At 71.5% G+C, this 14,906-nt stretch carries 13 protein-coding genes; 8 read left to right on the top strand and 5 right to left on the bottom strand.

What is annotated here, in order from left to right:
• Positions 1 to 333 precede the first annotated feature (333 nt).
• The 8 genes from ACY34M_RS15590 to ACY34M_RS15555 all read left to right on the top strand — a co-directional run bounded on the left by ACY34M_RS15590 (position 334) and on the right by ACY34M_RS15555 (position 9,240).
• The gene (locus tag ACY34M_RS15590) at positions 334 to 1,419 is read left to right on the top strand and encodes an S-(hydroxymethyl)mycothiol dehydrogenase (protein WP_462717182.1); all 1,086 of its coding nucleotides are present in this window, start codon (positions 334 to 336) and stop codon (positions 1,417 to 1,419) included.
• Between the two features lie 106 nt (positions 1,420 to 1,525).
• Entirely contained in the window at positions 1,526 to 2,659 is a 1,134-nt protein-coding gene (locus ACY34M_RS15585; protein ID WP_462717183.1) for an aromatic ring-hydroxylating oxygenase subunit alpha, read from the top strand.
• A 28-nt stretch (positions 2,660 to 2,687) separates the two neighbouring features.
• Entirely contained in the window at positions 2,688 to 3,008 is a 321-nt protein-coding gene (locus ACY34M_RS15580) for a bifunctional 3-phenylpropionate/cinnamic acid dioxygenase ferredoxin subunit (protein WP_462717184.1), read from the top strand.
• Positions 3,005 to 4,198 (top strand): NAD(P)/FAD-dependent oxidoreductase, encoded by a 1,194-nt coding sequence (locus ACY34M_RS15575; protein WP_462717185.1) that lies wholly within the window; start codon positions 3,005 to 3,007, stop codon positions 4,196 to 4,198. The genes ACY34M_RS15580 and ACY34M_RS15575 overlap by 4 nt, the downstream gene beginning before the upstream one ends.
• A 111-nt stretch (positions 4,199 to 4,309) precedes the next feature.
• Positions 4,310 to 4,984, top strand: a complete 675-nt coding sequence (locus ACY34M_RS15570; protein ID WP_462717186.1) for a GntR family transcriptional regulator — start codon at positions 4,310 to 4,312, stop codon at positions 4,982 to 4,984.
• 356 nt (positions 4,985 to 5,340) lie between these two features.
• Positions 5,341 to 7,791 carry a GcvT family protein gene (locus ACY34M_RS15565; RefSeq protein WP_462717187.1) on the top strand — a complete coding sequence of 817 codons (2,451 nt, stop codon included), beginning with the start codon at positions 5,341 to 5,343 and terminating at the stop codon, positions 7,789 to 7,791.
• Between the two features lie 112 nt (positions 7,792 to 7,903).
• Entirely contained in the window at positions 7,904 to 8,488 is a 585-nt protein-coding gene (locus ACY34M_RS15560) for a sigma-70 family RNA polymerase sigma factor (protein ID WP_462717188.1), read from the top strand.
• Positions 8,485 to 9,240: an anti-sigma factor gene (locus ACY34M_RS15555; RefSeq protein ID WP_462717189.1), complete on the top strand. Its 756-nt coding sequence runs from the start codon at positions 8,485 to 8,487 to the stop codon at positions 9,238 to 9,240. The genes ACY34M_RS15560 and ACY34M_RS15555 overlap by 4 nt, the downstream gene beginning before the upstream one ends.
• A gap of 61 nt (positions 9,241 to 9,301) precedes the next feature.
• On the opposite strand, the gene ACY34M_RS15550 is transcribed toward ACY34M_RS15555, so the two are convergent.
• From ACY34M_RS15550 to ACY34M_RS15530, 5 genes are read right to left on the bottom strand one after another with little or no spacing between them, the layout of a single operon-like run.
• Positions 9,302 to 10,102 carry a DUF1295 domain-containing protein gene (locus ACY34M_RS15550; protein WP_462717190.1) on the bottom strand — a complete coding sequence of 267 codons (801 nt, stop codon included), beginning with the start codon at positions 10,100 to 10,102 and terminating at the stop codon, positions 9,302 to 9,304.
• Positions 10,099 to 11,388, bottom strand: a complete 1,290-nt coding sequence (locus tag ACY34M_RS15545) for a class I SAM-dependent methyltransferase (RefSeq protein WP_462717191.1) — start codon at positions 11,386 to 11,388, stop codon at positions 10,099 to 10,101. Before ACY34M_RS15545 ends, ACY34M_RS15550 begins: the two co-directional genes overlap by 4 nt.
• Positions 11,385 to 12,659, bottom strand: a complete 1,275-nt coding sequence (locus tag ACY34M_RS15540) for a class I SAM-dependent methyltransferase (protein ID WP_462717192.1) — start codon at positions 12,657 to 12,659, stop codon at positions 11,385 to 11,387. Before ACY34M_RS15540 ends, ACY34M_RS15545 begins: the two co-directional genes overlap by 4 nt.
• Entirely contained in the window at positions 12,656 to 13,423 is a 768-nt protein-coding gene (locus ACY34M_RS15535; RefSeq protein ID WP_462717193.1) for a DUF1365 domain-containing protein, read from the bottom strand. Before ACY34M_RS15535 ends, ACY34M_RS15540 begins: the two co-directional genes overlap by 4 nt.
• Complete coding sequence (locus tag ACY34M_RS15530; RefSeq protein WP_462717194.1) at positions 13,417 to 14,742, bottom strand: NAD(P)/FAD-dependent oxidoreductase; 1,326 nt, start codon at positions 14,740 to 14,742, stop codon at positions 13,417 to 13,419. Before ACY34M_RS15530 ends, ACY34M_RS15535 begins: the two co-directional genes overlap by 7 nt.
• Between the last annotated feature and the right edge of the window lie 164 nt (positions 14,743 to 14,906).

Raw genomic sequence — 14,906 nt, 5'->3', positions numbered from 1 at the left:
AGTTGCGCCCTCCTGAATTTGGGCACACGGCCCCCGTATAGCCACTCCTGCTACCCGAGGTCACGCGAGTCATGCTTCGCGCGTCGGGCCCCGGTGCCGGAGACGGGGTTCTCGGGGTGGTGTCGGCGACCGCTCCGACGTGCGGGTTTGCGGTGCCCCGCGACAGTTCTCAGATCCCCCTTGACACACGCCTCCGACGGAGACGACAGTTTGGGCGTTGCGTAGAACGCGTCAAGGTTCTTCATGCGCAACAGAGTTCGGCTCTCCTGAACAGCTCCTCAGCAGCCCCCAACGGCTCTCTGCCTCCCTCGACAGACCCCAAGGAGCTCAACCGTGACGCATGAGGTACGCGCAGTGGTCGCCCGGAAGCCGGGCGCCCCCGTCGCAGTGGAGACAATCCTGGTCCCGGACCCCGGACCGGGGGAGGCGCTGGTGCAGGTGCGCGCCTGCGGCGTCTGCCACACCGATCTGCACTACCGCGAGGGCGGGATCGGGGACGACTTCCCCTTCCTGCTGGGACACGAGGCCGCGGGCGTCGTCGAGTCCGTCGGCGACGGGGTGACCGATGTGGCCCCCGGCGACTTCGTGATTCTCAACTGGCGTGCCGTGTGCGGCAGTTGCCGGGCCTGTCGGCGCGGCAGGCCGTGGTACTGCTTCGACACCCGCAACGCCGCGCAGCCCATGACCCTGCCCGACGGCACGAAGCTCTCGCCCGCGCTGGGCATCGGTGCCTTCGCCGAGAAGACCCTCGTCGCCGCCGGGCAGTGCACCAAGGTCGACCCCGCCGCACCGGCCGCCGCCGCGGGCCTGCTCGGCTGCGGCGTCATGGCGGGCTTCGGCGCCGCCGTCAACACCGGGGCCGTCGGCCGGGGCGACTCGGTGGCCGTCATCGGCTGCGGCGGCGTCGGCATCGCGGCGATCGCCGGGGCGAAGGTGGCCGGCGCCGCCCGCGTCATCGCCGTGGACATCGACGGACGGAAGCTGGAGCGGGCCGAGCGGTTCGGCGCCACCGACACCGTCGACTCGTCCAGGACCGACCCCGTCGAGGCGGTCCGCGCCCTCACCGGCGGCTTCGGCGCCGACGTCGTCGTCGACGCGGTGGGCCGCCCCGAGACCTACCAACAAGCCTTCTATGCCCGCGACTTGGCGGGCACCGTCGTCCTCGTCGGCGTCCCCACCCCCGACATGAAGCTCGAACTGCCGCTCGCCGACGTGTTCGGCCGCGGCGGCGCCCTCAAGTCCTCCTGGTACGGGGACTGCCTGCCCTCCCGCGACTTCCCCGCCCTCATCGACCTCTATCTCCAGGGCCGCTTCGACCTCGGCGCGTTCGTCAGCGAGAAGATCGGCCTGGCCGACGTGGAGTCCGCCTTCGAGGCCATGCGGCGCGGAGACGTACTGCGCTCCGTGGTCACCTTCTGAGCCCGCGGACCGCCCGCATCGCCCGCGTCACCCCCACATGCCACACAACTCGCATCGCTTCGGCACCTGCCGCATGTCCGCACGACATCTACCGAGGTGACATCTGATGAGCGTCACGAGCCTGCCCCCGAGCCTGATCTCCACCCTTCCGGGCGACTACTACACCGACCCGCAGATCTTCGCGCGGGAGCAGGAGCAGATCTTCGAGTCCATGTGGTTCTGCGTGAGCCGGGCGTCCGACCTCACCAAGCCGGGCAGCTTCCGCACCTACCAGGTCGGACGCGAGAGCGTCCTCGTCTCGCGCTCCCGCGACGGCTCCGTCCGGGCGTTCCTCAACATCTGCCGGCACCGCGGCGCCAAGCTGTGCACCGGGGAAGTGGGCGAGGTCAGGCGCAACTTCCAGTGCCCGTACCACGCCTGGACCTACGGCCTCGACGGCAAGCTGATCGCCGCACCGAACCTGACGTCGATGCCCGACATCGACCGGACCGCCTACGGCCTGGTCACCGTGCACGTCCGGGAATGGCTCGGATACGTGTGGGTGTGCCTCGCCGAGCAGCCGCCCTCCTTCGAGGACGAGGTGATCGGCGCGGTGACCGAGCGCCTGGGCGGCGCCGACGCCATCGAGAACTACGCGATCGAGGACCTCGACCTCGGCCGGCGCATCACGTACGACGTGAAGGCCAACTGGAAGCTCATCATCGAGAACTTCATGGAGTGCTACCACTGCGCCACCATCCACCCCGAACTCACCGAAGTCCTCCCGGAGTTCAAGGACGGCCTGGCGGCCCAGTACTTCGTCGGCCACGGCGCCGAGTTCGCCGAGGAGGCCAGGGGCTTCACGGTCGACGGATCCGAGGGCCTCGACCGCATCCCCTCCGTCGCGGACGACCAGGACCGGCGCTACTACGCGATCACCGTGCGACCCCAGGTGTTCGTCAACCTGGTCCCCGACCACGTCATCCTGCACCGGATGTACCCGATCGCCCACGACCGCACGATCGTCGAGTGCGACTGGCTGTACCTGCCGCACGTCGTCGACAGCGGCACGGACGTCGAGCGCTCCGTCGAACTGTTCCACCGCGTCAACCAGCAGGACTTCGACGCCTGTGAGCGCACCCAGCCCGCGATGAGCTCGCGCGCCTACGTCAAGGGCGGCGTCCTCGTCCCCAGCGAACACCACATCGGAGAGTTCCACGCCTGGCTCCAGGCCAGGCTCGGCACACAGCACGCCAACTGACCGTCCATTTGTTCCCCGGAGGTTCCCCATGATCCCGGTGTGCCGCATCGAAGACCTGCCCCCTGGCGAGTCCGTCCGCGTGACCGAGGGCGTGCCCGCGCCCGTGGCGGTGTTCAACGCGGACGGCACGGTGTACGCCATCGACGACACCTGCACCCACCAGGACGCCTCGCTCGCCGAGGGCTTCGTCGAGGGCTGCTTCGTCGAATGCCCCCTGCACGAGGCGTTCTTCGACCTGCGCGACGGCCGACCGACCTGCCCGCCCGCGAAGACCCCCGTCCGCACCCACACCGTCACCGTCGAAGACGGCCAGATCCTGCTGCACGTCACCGTTGGGGAGCCCGCATGAAGCACATCACTGTCGTCGGAGCCTCGCTCGCCGGCCTCAGCGCGGTCCGGTCGCTGCGCGCCGAGGGATACGACGGACGGATCACCGTCGTCGGCGAGGAACTGCACCAGCCCTACGACCGTCCACCCCTGTCCAAGGCCTTCCTCAAGGGCGACCTCGCGGCCGAGGACCTCGCGCTCGGCGACGCCGAGGAGTACGAGGCGCTCGCGGTCCACTGGGAGCTCGGCCGGCGCGCCGTGCACCTGGACTGCTCCACCGCCACCCTCACCCTCGCCGACGGGCACCGCATCGACACCGACGGCGTCGTGGTCGCCACCGGCTCCACCGCCCGTCGCCTGCCCGGCACGGAAGGACTGGCCGGCGTCCACACCCTGCGCACCCTCGACGACGCCCGCGGCCTGCGCGCCGACCTGACGAGCGGAGCACCGCGCATGGTCGTCATCGGCGCCGGCTTCATCGGCGCCGAAGTCGCCGCCACCGCCCACCACTTGGGCCTCGACGTCACCGTGGTCGAGGCGCTCGACACCCCGCTGGAGCGCCAACTCGGCGCCGAGATGGGCCACCTCTGCGCCTCGCTGCACACCGACCACGGCGTCCGCCTGCTGTGCGGCACCGGGGTGGCGGGCCTGACGAGCGGCGGCGGCCGGGTCACCGGCGTGCGGCTCACGGACGGGCGGCTGCTGCCCGCCGACATCGTGCTCGCCGGAGTGGGGGCCCGCCCGGTCGACGACTGGCTCGCCGACTCCGGCGTCTGGGTGGACAACGGCGTGGTGTGCGACGCCGGTGGCGCCTCCAGCATCCCCAACGTCGTCGCCGTCGGCGACGTCGCCCGCCGCCCGCACCCCTTCACCGGCCGCCACGACCGCATCGAGCACTGGTCGAACGCCACCGAGTCCGCGGCCACCGCCGCCCGCACCCTGCTCACCGGCCACTCCGCGACACCGCGGGCCACCCCGCCGTCCTTCTGGTCCGACCAGTACGACGTCCGTATCCAGCTCGCTGGCCGCGTGGGCCCGGGCGCCCGTCCCGAACTCGTCGAGGGCTCCTACGAGGGCCGGTCCTTCGCCGCCGTCTACCGGGAGGACGGGGCACCGACTGCGGTCCTCGCCATGAACCGGTCCAAGATCTTCAACCGCCTGCGCCGCACACTGATCCCCGCCGCGGAACGGGTCGCGCCCGCCGCCGTATGACCAGCCACCTCCCGAAGCCCGCCCCTTCCGTGCCGCGCCGCACCTCTGATATATCAATGTGTGGATGCGGTACGGTGAGGTCCGTCCGCGGACACGTCGAGGGAGGGCGAGATGGCCACTGTGCCTGCCGCCGGAGGCCGGGAGTCGGGAGCGACGCTGGCCGACCAGGCGTACCAGGAGATCACGGACCGCCTCGTCACCCTGCAGATCCGCCCCGGCGAGCCCGTCCACGACGCACGGCTCGCCGCCGAGCTGGGCCTCGGCCGTACCCCGGTCAGGGAGGCCCTCAAGCGCCTGGAGACCGAGCGGCTCGTCGTCGCCTACCCGCGGCGCGGCACGTTCGCCACCGAGGTGCAGATCGCCGACCTCGGGCACATCTCCGAGGTCCGCCAGGAACTGGAACCCCTCGCCGCCGCCCGCGCGAGCAAGCGCGCCACGGCTGCGGACCGGGAGCGGCTCGGCGTACTGCTGACCCGCGTCGAGGAGGAGTCGCGGGCCGCGTCGGCACACGGCGACATCGGCCTGCTCCGCCTCGACATGGCGGTGCACCGCGCCGTCTACGCGCTCACGTACAACCCGTACCTCGAAGCCACCCTGGTCAACTACGACAACCTCGCCACCCGGATCTGGTGCCTGTTCATCGACCGCCTGGCCGGTCTCGAACAGCACGTCCACGAACACGGCCAGCTGCTGCGGGCCGTCATCGAGGGCGACGAGGCCAAGGCGGCGGCCGTGTCCGCCGAGCACGTGGACAACTTCGAGCGGGCCATCCGCTCGATCATCTGACACCGCTGGACCATCTGGCACTGTTCGACCATCTGGCACCGCTGGACCATCTGGCACTGTTCGACCATCTGGCACCGCTGGACCATCTGGCACCGCTCGATGATCTGGCGCTGCTCGACCACCTGACGTCGCTCGACGGTCCGAGTCCGCTCGGTCACCCCCTGTCCGCTCGATCGGCCGAGCCGGCTCGACACCCCTCGACCACCCGTGACACCGGGCGCACCGACGCCCGGCGGTCCGGCGCGACCCACGCCGCCCACCCCACCACCACCGGCCCTTGCGCCGCCGTCCCCCGGTACCACCGCACAGCCTCCCGCCCGGACCCTCGTGCACCCTTGAACTCCCGGAGGAACCCCATGACTTCGCAGCCCAAGGTGGTCATCATCGGAGCCGGCATCGTCGGCTGCTCCCTCAGCGACGAACTGACCGCGCTCGGCTGGACCGACGTGACGGTCCTGGAACAGGGCCCCCTGTTCGCCACCGGCGGCTCCAGCTCCCACGCGCCCGGCCTCGTCTTCCAGACCAGCCCGTCGAAGACGATGACCGAGTTCGCCCGCTACACCGTCGAGAAGACCTCCGCCCTAGACCTCGACGGCGACTGGTGCTACCGGCAGGTCGGCGGCCTCGAAATCGCCACGAGCCCCGAGCGCCTCGCCGAACTGGAGCGCCGCCACGGCTGGCTCACCTCCTGGGGCGTGGAGAGCCACCTGCTCAGCCCGCAGGAGTCCGCGAAACTCCACCCGCTGCTCGACCCCGACGCCATCCTCGGCGGCTACCACATCCCCACCGACGGCCTCGCCAAGGCGCTGCGCATCGGTGAGGCACAGGCCCGCCGCGCCATCGCCCGCGGCGCCACCTTCCTCGGCCACCACACCGTCACCGACATCGAGACATCGGGCGGCGCGGTGCACGCCGTCGTCACCGACCGCGGCACCTTCCCCGCGGACATCGTGGTGTCCTGCGCCGGATTCTGGGGCCCGCGCATCGGCCGGATGGTCGGCCAGGACGTACCGCTCGTCCCGATGGGCCACCAGTACGCCACCACCACGGCGCTCACCGAACTCACGGGCCGCAACAGCGAATCGGCCGAGGCCAACCTGCCGATCCTGCGCAACCAGGACGCCGGCCTCTACTACCGCGAACTCGTCGACCGCATCGGCATCGGCTCCTACGCCCACCGCCCCATGCCCCTGTCGCCCGACGACGTCGCCCACCCCGCCGACAGCCCCGACCAGCCCTCCAAACTCGACTTCACCAAGGCCGACTTCAAGGGCGCCTGGACCGACAGCCGCAGGCTGCTGCCCGCCCTGAACGACGCGGAGATAGCCGACGGCTTCAACGGCGTGTTCTCCTTCACCGTCGACGGCATGCCCCTGATCGGCGAGTCCCCGACCGTGTCCGGCTTCTGGCTCGCCGAAGCGGTCTGGGTCACCCACTCCGCGGGCGTCGCCAGGGCCGTCGCCAAGTGGATGGTCGAGGGCAGGCCCGGCATCGACGTCCACGGCTGCGACATCAACCGCTTCGAGGACGTCCAGCTCGCCCCCGCTTACGTCCACGAACGCAGCTGCCAGGCGTTCGCCGAGGTCTACGACATCATCCACCCGCTCCAGCCCCCGGCCCGGCCGCGCCCGCTGCGCGTCAGCCCCTTCCACACCCGCCAGCGGGAACTGGGCGCCGTATTCCTTGAAGGCGGCGGCTGGGAGCGCCCGCACTGGTACGAGGCCAACGCCGACCTGCCCGAAGTCGCCGGCATCGGCGGACGCAACGACTGGGCGGGCCGCTTCTGGTCGCCGATCGCCGGAGCCGAGGCACTGGTCACCCGCGAGCGCGTGGCGATGTACGACATGACACCCCTCAAGCGCCTGGAGGTCACCGGCCCGCAGGCCCTCGCCTTCCTTCAGGGCCTCACCACGAACCAGCTGGACAAGCCGGTCGGCGCGGTCACGTACACGCTGCTGCTCGACGAGGCCGGGGGAGTGCTCAGCGACCTCACCGTGGCCCGGCTCGCCGAGGACCGGTTCCAGGTCGGCGCCAACAGCAACCTCGACCTCACCTGGCTCCGCCGCCACCTGCCCGCCGACGGCACCGTCCAGGTCCGGGACATCACAGCGGGCACCTGCTGCATCGGTGTGTGGGGCCCGCGCGCCCGCGACCTCGTACAACCCCTCACCGAGGCCGACTTCTCGCACGAGGGCTTCGGCTACTTCAAGGCGAAGCAGGCCTTCATCGGCGACGTCCCGGTGACCGCCATGCGCCTGTCCTACGTCGGCGAACTCGGCTGGGAGCTGTACACCACCGCCGACCTCGGCCTGCGCCTGTGGGACACCCTCTGGCAGGCCGGACAGGACCACGGAGTGATCGCCGCGGGCCGCAGCGCCTTCAACTCCCTGCGCCTGGAGAAGGGGTACCGCGCCTGGGGTCACGACATGACCAGCGAGCACAACCCGTACGAGGCCGGGGTCGGCTTCGCCGTACGCAAGAAGAAGGGCGACTACCCGGGCCTCCACGCGATCCGCGACGTCACCAAGGACACCGTGGACCGCCGACTCACGGCCCTCCTCATCGAGGACGACCGCTCGGTCGTCATGGGCCACGAACCGGTCTTCGTGAACGGGGAGGCGTGCGGCTATGTCACCAGTGCCGCGTACGGCTACACCCTCGGCCGCCCCATCGCCTATGCCTGGCTCCCCGCCGAACACACCGAACCCGGCACCCGCGTCGAGATCGGCTACTTCGGCGAGCGCGTGTCGGCGGTCACGGCGGCCGAGCCGCTCCTCGACCCGGAGATGACACGTATCCGCAGGTGACGCATCCGGCGGTGCCCGGTACGGGGAAGTCCCGGTGAGTGTCGACCGGACCAATCCAAAAGCCCACGGGGTCCGGATTACGCCTTGACAATCCCCGACCACGGAGGGCCCCGTGAAAGAAGCCGTACACATCGGCAGAAACCCGTCCACTGAACCGGATCTGCAGGAACTGGTGGGACGCGTCGCGCTCGGCGACGAGGAAGCATTCGCCTCGGTGTACGACATGGTGATGGGCCCCGTCCTCGGTACCGTGCGCGCCGTCCTGCGCGATCTGGCCCAGTCGGAGGAGGTGGCCCAGGAGATTCTCGTGGAGGTCTGGCGCACCGCTCCGCGCTACCGCACCGACCGAGGCACCGCCATCAACTGGATCCTGACCCTGGCGCACCGTCGGGCGATCGACCGGGTGCGTTCCGTGGAGGCCGCAGCGGCCCGTGACCACAAGGCCGCGCTCCTCGACCGCACACCCGCGTTCGACGAGGTGACCGAGCAGGTGGAGGCGCGCCTCGAACGGGAACAGGTGCGCCGCTGTCTGCGCACCTTGACCGAGATCCAGCATCAGGCCGTCACGCTCGCCTACTACCGCGGGCTGACGTACCGCGAGGTCGCCGAGGCCCTGACCCTGCCCCTCGGCACGGTGAAGACACGGCTGCGCGACGGACTCATCCGGCTCCGGGACTGCCTGGGGGTGACCGCGTGACCATCGCCGAACTGCACACCCTGACCGGTGCGTACGCCCTCGACGCGCTGTCAGACGAGGACCGGACCGACTTCGAGCGGCATCTGCGGGACTGTGAGGCCTGCGCACAGGAGAGCGCCGAACTGGGCGCGACGGCAGCCCGGTTGGGCCTTGCCGCGACCGTCACACCCCGCCCCGAGATCCGTGACCGGGTGCTGCGTCGCATCACCACGGTCCGGCAGGACTCGCCCGGCGAGCCGGGCCTGTCGCGGGGCAACCGAACCGCGGCCGCACGGCGGCGTCTGCTGTCGCGGTGGGCGCTCGCCGCCTGCTTCGCGGCCGCGGCCGTACTGGGCGGCACCACCGTCTGGCAGCACCAGCGTGCCCAGGACGCCCGGGAGCAGGCCCGGCAGGCGGAAGCGGGCAACGACCGGATCGCCGCGGTGCTCGCCGCGCCGGACGCCAAGACCGACTCGGCGCAGCTGGGCGACGGCGCCAGTGGCACCGTCGTCGTCTCCAAGAGCCAGAACCACGCCGTGTTCATCGCCTCCGGGATGGCACATCCGCCGCGCGGCAAGGTCTACCAACTCTGGTTCGACGACGGCGGAGCGATGCGCTCGGCGGGGCTCATGAACAGCGACCGCAGCGACCAGGCGGTGCTGCTGCACGGTGGCATCGACGGGGCGTCGGGCATGGGCATCACCGTCGAGCCCGCCGGCGGCTCGGACCGGCCCACCTCCGACCCGGTGGCGCTGATGCCCCTGCCCGCCTGAGCGGTACCGGGCAGGCAGAGTGTGGAGGCCCCGCATCGGCTGGACGGGGCCTCCACACACTTCAACGGCGTGGTGGCAGCGGAAAGAAACCGCTGGTACGCGCCGCGTACTCGGCATAGCCGGGACGCCCGGCCATGTGCTGCTCCAGCAGCCTTTTCCCACTGCCCTTGGTGAGCAGCAGGCTCATCACCAGCGGCGAGACGACCGAGACGGCCGCCGCGGTGAGCGAATCGCACGTGATCAGGAACAGGCCCCACCAGACGCAGAAGTCCCCGAAGTAGTTCGGGTGACGCGTCCAGCTCCACAGCCCCCGGTCCATGATCCTGCCCTTGGACGCCGGGTCCGCCTTGAACCGGTCGAGCTGCGCGTCCCCCACCGCCTCGAAGAACACACCGACGGCCCACAGCGCGGTGCCGACCAGGGCGACGGCGCTCATCGGTCCCGGCACGTACTGCGCGGCCTGGACCGGCAGGGACACGAGCCAGACGAGGGCGCCCTGAAGCAGGTACACCATGCGCAGCGCGTACAGGTTCCGGTTGCCGGGCGCCTTGGCCAGCATCCGCTCGTAGCGCGGGTCCTCGCCGTGCCCGCGCCCGCGCCGGGCGATGTGCCCGGCGAGCCGCAGCCCCCAGACCACCGTCAGTACGGTGACCAGGACCCGCCGCGCCGGATCGCCCGTGCCCGCCGACGCCGGCAGGGTCACCAGGGCGACCGCCGAGAATCCGAGCCCCCACGCCACGTCGACGATCCGGTGCATGCCCTTGCGGACGGCCACGGCGAAGGTGACCAGCATGACGGCGAACGCGGCGGCGGCCGACCACACCAGACCGACCCCGAAGTCGCCCCAGGGGAAGCCGTTCACAGCGCGTCCAGACCGAGGTACCAGTCCCGCGGCGTCGCGGGCGCACCGCTGCGCCCGGAATCCGTCGGGCGGACGGCGAGGATCTGGTCGACGCCCATGCGCCGCTCCTCGAAGGCGAGCGCACCGCCGACCAGGTACAGGCGCCACACGCGGGCCGTCTCCTCACCGACGAGTTTCACGAAATCGGGCCAGCGTTCCTCCAGCGTGCGGTGCCAGGCGTCGACAGTGCGCACATAGTGCTCGCGCAGCGACTCCACCGACCGCACCTCGAGTCCGGCCCCCTCCAGCAGGCCGACGGAGTCGCCCAGCGGACGCATGTGCATGTCGGGCGCGATGTACGCCTCGATGAACGCGCCACCGCCCGGAGCCACCGTGCCGCGTGACATCTGCTGGACCATGACACGGCCGGCCGGGCGGACCATCCGGTGCAGCGCGGCGGCGAACGCCGGGTACTCCGCGTCTCCGACGTGCTCGCCCATCTCGACGGTGGCGACCGCGTCGTAGTCACCGCCGCTGATGTCCCGGTAGTCCTGGCACACCACGTCCACCCGGTCCCCGAGACCCCGCTCGCGCACCTGCTCGCGAACGTGGGCCGCCTGCTCACGGGCCAGCGTGACCGCGGTGACCTGCGCCTTGTGGCGTTCGGCCGCGTACAGCGTCAGCGAGCCCCAGCCACAGCCGATGTCGAGCAGCCGGGATCCCGGTTCCAGAGCGAGCTTGCGGCAGATGAGTTCCAGCTTCGCGCGCTGGGCGTCCGCCGGGGTGAACTCGGGTGCCTCGCTCGCCCAGTAGCCGCATGAGTACGCCATCGTCTCGTCGAGGAGCAGCTGGTAGAAGGCGTTGGACAGGTCGTAGTGGTGGCTGATGGCGGCCCGGTCGCGGGATTTGCTGTGCAGCGCTCCGCGCAGCCGGGCCTGAGAGGCGGGCGGTGCCGGGGGAGGGCCCACGACGCCGAGCCGGGCGGCGGTGCCGGCCGCGCGCGCCCGGTCGGCGAGGGACAGGTTGGGTGCGTGCAGGCCGCGCTCGCGGGCGGCCGACCACATGGCGCGCAGCCCGGCCGCCAGGTCGCCCTCGACGTCTATCTCTCCGGTGACGTAGGCCTGGGCGAGTCCCAACTCGCCCGGCTGCCACAGGAGTCGCCGCAGCGCGCGGCGGGAGCGGACGACGACCACGGGCCCGTCGGCCGGGCCCGTCTCGGCGCCGTCCCAGGTGCGCAGGCGTACCGGGAGTGGTCCGCCGAGCGCGGTCTCGGCGAGTTCGGCGAGGCGGTGGGCGGCACCGGTCATCGGTTGGTCTCCTTGGTGAGCAGGTACTGCTGTACGTCGAGGTATCCGGAGCGGAATCCGGCCTCGGAGTAGGCGAGATAGAAGGTCCACATGCGGCGGAACGTCGCGTCGAAGCCGAGTGCGTCGACCTCGTCGGCGCGCTCGGTGAATCGTTCCCGCCACAGCCGCAGCGTCTCCGCGTAGTGGGCGCCGTAGCCGTCGCGGCGGGCGATCGTCAGGCCGGTGTGGTCGCGTACGGTCTCGGCGACCGCCTCGACAGACGGCAGCAGGCCGCCGGGGAAGATGTACTTCTGGATCCAGGTGTACGTGGCCCGGCTGGCCAGCATCCGGTCGTGCGGCATGGTGATGGCCTGCAGCGCGGCCCGGCCGCCCGGCGCGAGGCGTTCGTCGAGGGTGCGGAAGTAGGTGGGCCAGAACTCGGCCCCGACCGCCTCGATCATCTCGACGCTGACGACCGCGTCGTACGTGCCCCGGGCCTCGCGGTAGTCGCACAGTTCCACGTCGACGCGGTCGGTGAGTCCGGCCGCCGCGATCCGTTCGAGCGCGAGGTCGCGCTGTTCGGCGGAGAGGGTCAGCGAGGTGACATGGGCGCCGCGCGCGGCGGCACGTATCGCGAGTTCGCCCCAGCCGGTGCCGATCTCCAGCACCGTGCTTCCGTCCCGCACTTCGGCGAGGTCGAGCAGCCGGTCGATCTTGCGGCGCTGGGCGTCGGCCATCAGGTCCCAGTGCGCGGGCAGGCCCCGGAAGACGGCCGAGGAGTAGCTGAGGGTCTCGTCGAGGAAGAGCGCGAACAGGTCGTTCGACAGGTCGTAGTGGTGGCTGATGTTGTTCCGGGAACCGGTCGGGGTGTTGCGCCGCGCCGACGGCTGACGCTGCGCCCACAGGCCGCGCAGCCGCTGAAGGGGAGCGGGCACCAGGTCGGCGGCGTGCGCGGCGAGCACGGTCAGGGCGGCCACCGGATCGGGGGCGTCCCACTCGCCGGCCATGTACGACTCGCCGAACCCGATCAGGCCGTGCCGGCCGATGCGGGCGTGGAAGGCGTCGGGCCGGTGGATGTGCAGAACCGGGCCGCCCTTGCCCAGTTCGGTGCCGTCGGCGAACCGTACGCGCAGCGGCAGTTGGCGCAGGGCGTGCCGGACGACGGCCGCGGCGACGGCGGTCCTGGCCGCGGAGGCGGCGGGCGGGGCGGCGACGTCGGGCCAGCGGGCCGGGTCCACGGGGGCGGGGGCGGCCTGGCATGCCGAGACGGGGCGGGGGTCGCCGGTTCTCATGACTCGTACTCCGGGGTGCTCTGTTCGGTGCTGTGATCGAGGCGGTGGTCAGTGCGGTCGGGGCGGGGCTGCACGGGCAGACCCCGCAGGTACAGGCGGATGCCGTGTACGCGGATGGCCACGGACACGGCGAGGGTGGACCACGGTCTGCGCAGGGCCAGGCCGAGCAGGGTCCGCGTACGTACTTCGTGTCGGGAGCCCCGAACGGTTGCGGTGAAGGGCCGCCCGCCGTCCCGCTCCAGTTGCACGGTGAGGTCGACCCGGTCCGCCGGGGCGGGCAGCCGCATGCGGTACCGGCCGTCGACCGGGAAGAACGGCGAGACGTAGAACTCCTTGTCGGTCGACGCCCGTCCCGCGGCGTCGGGGCGCAGCAGGTAACTGTGGCGCCCGCCATAGGTGTTGTGGACCTCGGCGACCACACAGCGCGGTGCGCCGTCGGGGCCGTGGCACCAGTAGAGAGTGAGCGGGTTGAACACATAGCCGAAGACGCGCGCGTGGGTGAGCATCGCGACGCGGCCGCCCTGGAGGTCGATGCCGTGTTCGGCGAGGAAGGCGTCGAGGCCGGCGCGGATCGAGGGGCGGTCGCCGTCGAAGTGGTCACGGGCGTCGAAGCCCGCCAAGGGGCGCAGCGCCACGGGGAGTTCCGGAGGGCTATCGGGGTCGATGAGCCACATGTACGTGCGATGCCGCAGGCCGTACCGCTGCGGCGCGGTCCGTACGTGCCCGACCGTGACGCGGTACAGGGCCGGGGTCCCGCTCACCATCGCACTCCCAGGGCCGCGGCGGCCGCGACGCCGGAGCGGCAGCCGTCCTCGTGGAAGCCCCACCCGTGATAGGCCCCGGCGAACGCGGTGGTGGAGGTGTTCAGTTCGGGCAGCCGCTGCTGGGCGGCCACCGACTCCGGGGTGTAGACGGGGTGCTCGTAGACCATGCGGGCCCGCACCCGGGCCGGGTCGACGCGGTCCTCGCCGCCGAGCGTCACCACGTACGTCTCCGGGGACTCCAGGCGCTGGAGGCGGTTCATGTCGTAGCTGACGCGCACCCGGTCGGCGCCCGCCGTGCAGGACGGCATCAGATAGTTCCAGGAGGCGCGGGCACCCCCGGCGCGCGGCAGCAGACTGGTGTCGGTGTGCAGGAGCGTGGCGTTGCGGGAGTACTGGAACGCGCCCAGCACCTCCTTCTCCGGCACGGTGGCGTCGGCCAGCAGCCGCAGCGCCTGGTCCGGGTGGGTGGCCACGACCACCGAGTCGTACGCGCGCGTGAAGCCGTCGTCGGCGGTGAGGGTCACGCCGTCCGGATGCCGGTGCACGGCGCGGACCGGGGTGGCGTGGTGCACCGCGTGCACGCCCCGGGCCACCCGGTCGACGTAGCTGCGGGAGCCGCCGGTCACCGTGCGCCACGTGGGTGAGCCGCCCACCGAGAGCATCCGGTGGTGCTCCAGGAACCGGAACAGGTAGGCGGCCGGGTAGCGCTGCGCCGTGGCCGCGTCGCAGGACCACACGGCCGACACGAGCGGCGTCATGAAGTGCGTACGGAAGTAGGGGGAGAAGCCTTCGCGGTCCAGGAACTCGCCCAGTGTGAGCTCCTGTTCGGCCTCCCGCGAGAGGTGACGTCGTGCGGCCCGGTGGAAGGCGGGCACCTGCGCGAGAAGGCGCAGGAAGTCGGGGCGCAGGGCGTTGCGGGGGCGGGCGAACAGGCCCGCGGGTCCGCGGGCACCCGCGTATTCGAGGCCGCAGCCCTCGCACCGCACCGACATGCTCATCTCCGACTCCTGCGTGGCGACGCCGAGCTCGTCGAAGAGCCGCAGGAGATTCGGGTAGGTGTGCCGGTTGTGGACGATGAACCCCGAGTCGACCTGGTGGTGCGCCCCGTCGGGGGCGGTCAGGTCGTGGGTGTGGGCGTGCCCGCCGAGCCGGTCGTCGGCCTCGTACAGGGTGACGTGGTGTGTGCGGGCGAGGATGTGAGCGGCGGTGAGCCCGGCCACGCCGCTGCCTATGACGGCAGTGCGCGGTCGGCCTTCGCCGCCGCTCGGGACCCCCGTCCCTCCGGCCGCCCTCTCGGTGCCCCCCGGCGCCGTCGACATTCCCTCTCCTCTCACCCGCTGCGAACGCTGTCTCACGGGTAATCCGGAGCGGGCCGGGGAGCGGATTGGAGAGAGTTGATCTTTTTCCGGGCCGGGGCGGACCCGCCGTGTCCGCTGTTCCGGCGGGCCCGAACTCCGAGGTCAGCTCTTGGGCATCAGGACGT

Source organism: Streptomyces sp. EDA2-14 (genome assembly GCF_054963755.1).
The sequence above is the reverse complement of the archived record's forward strand: the minus strand, read 5'-3'. Positions and strand labels throughout refer to the sequence as shown.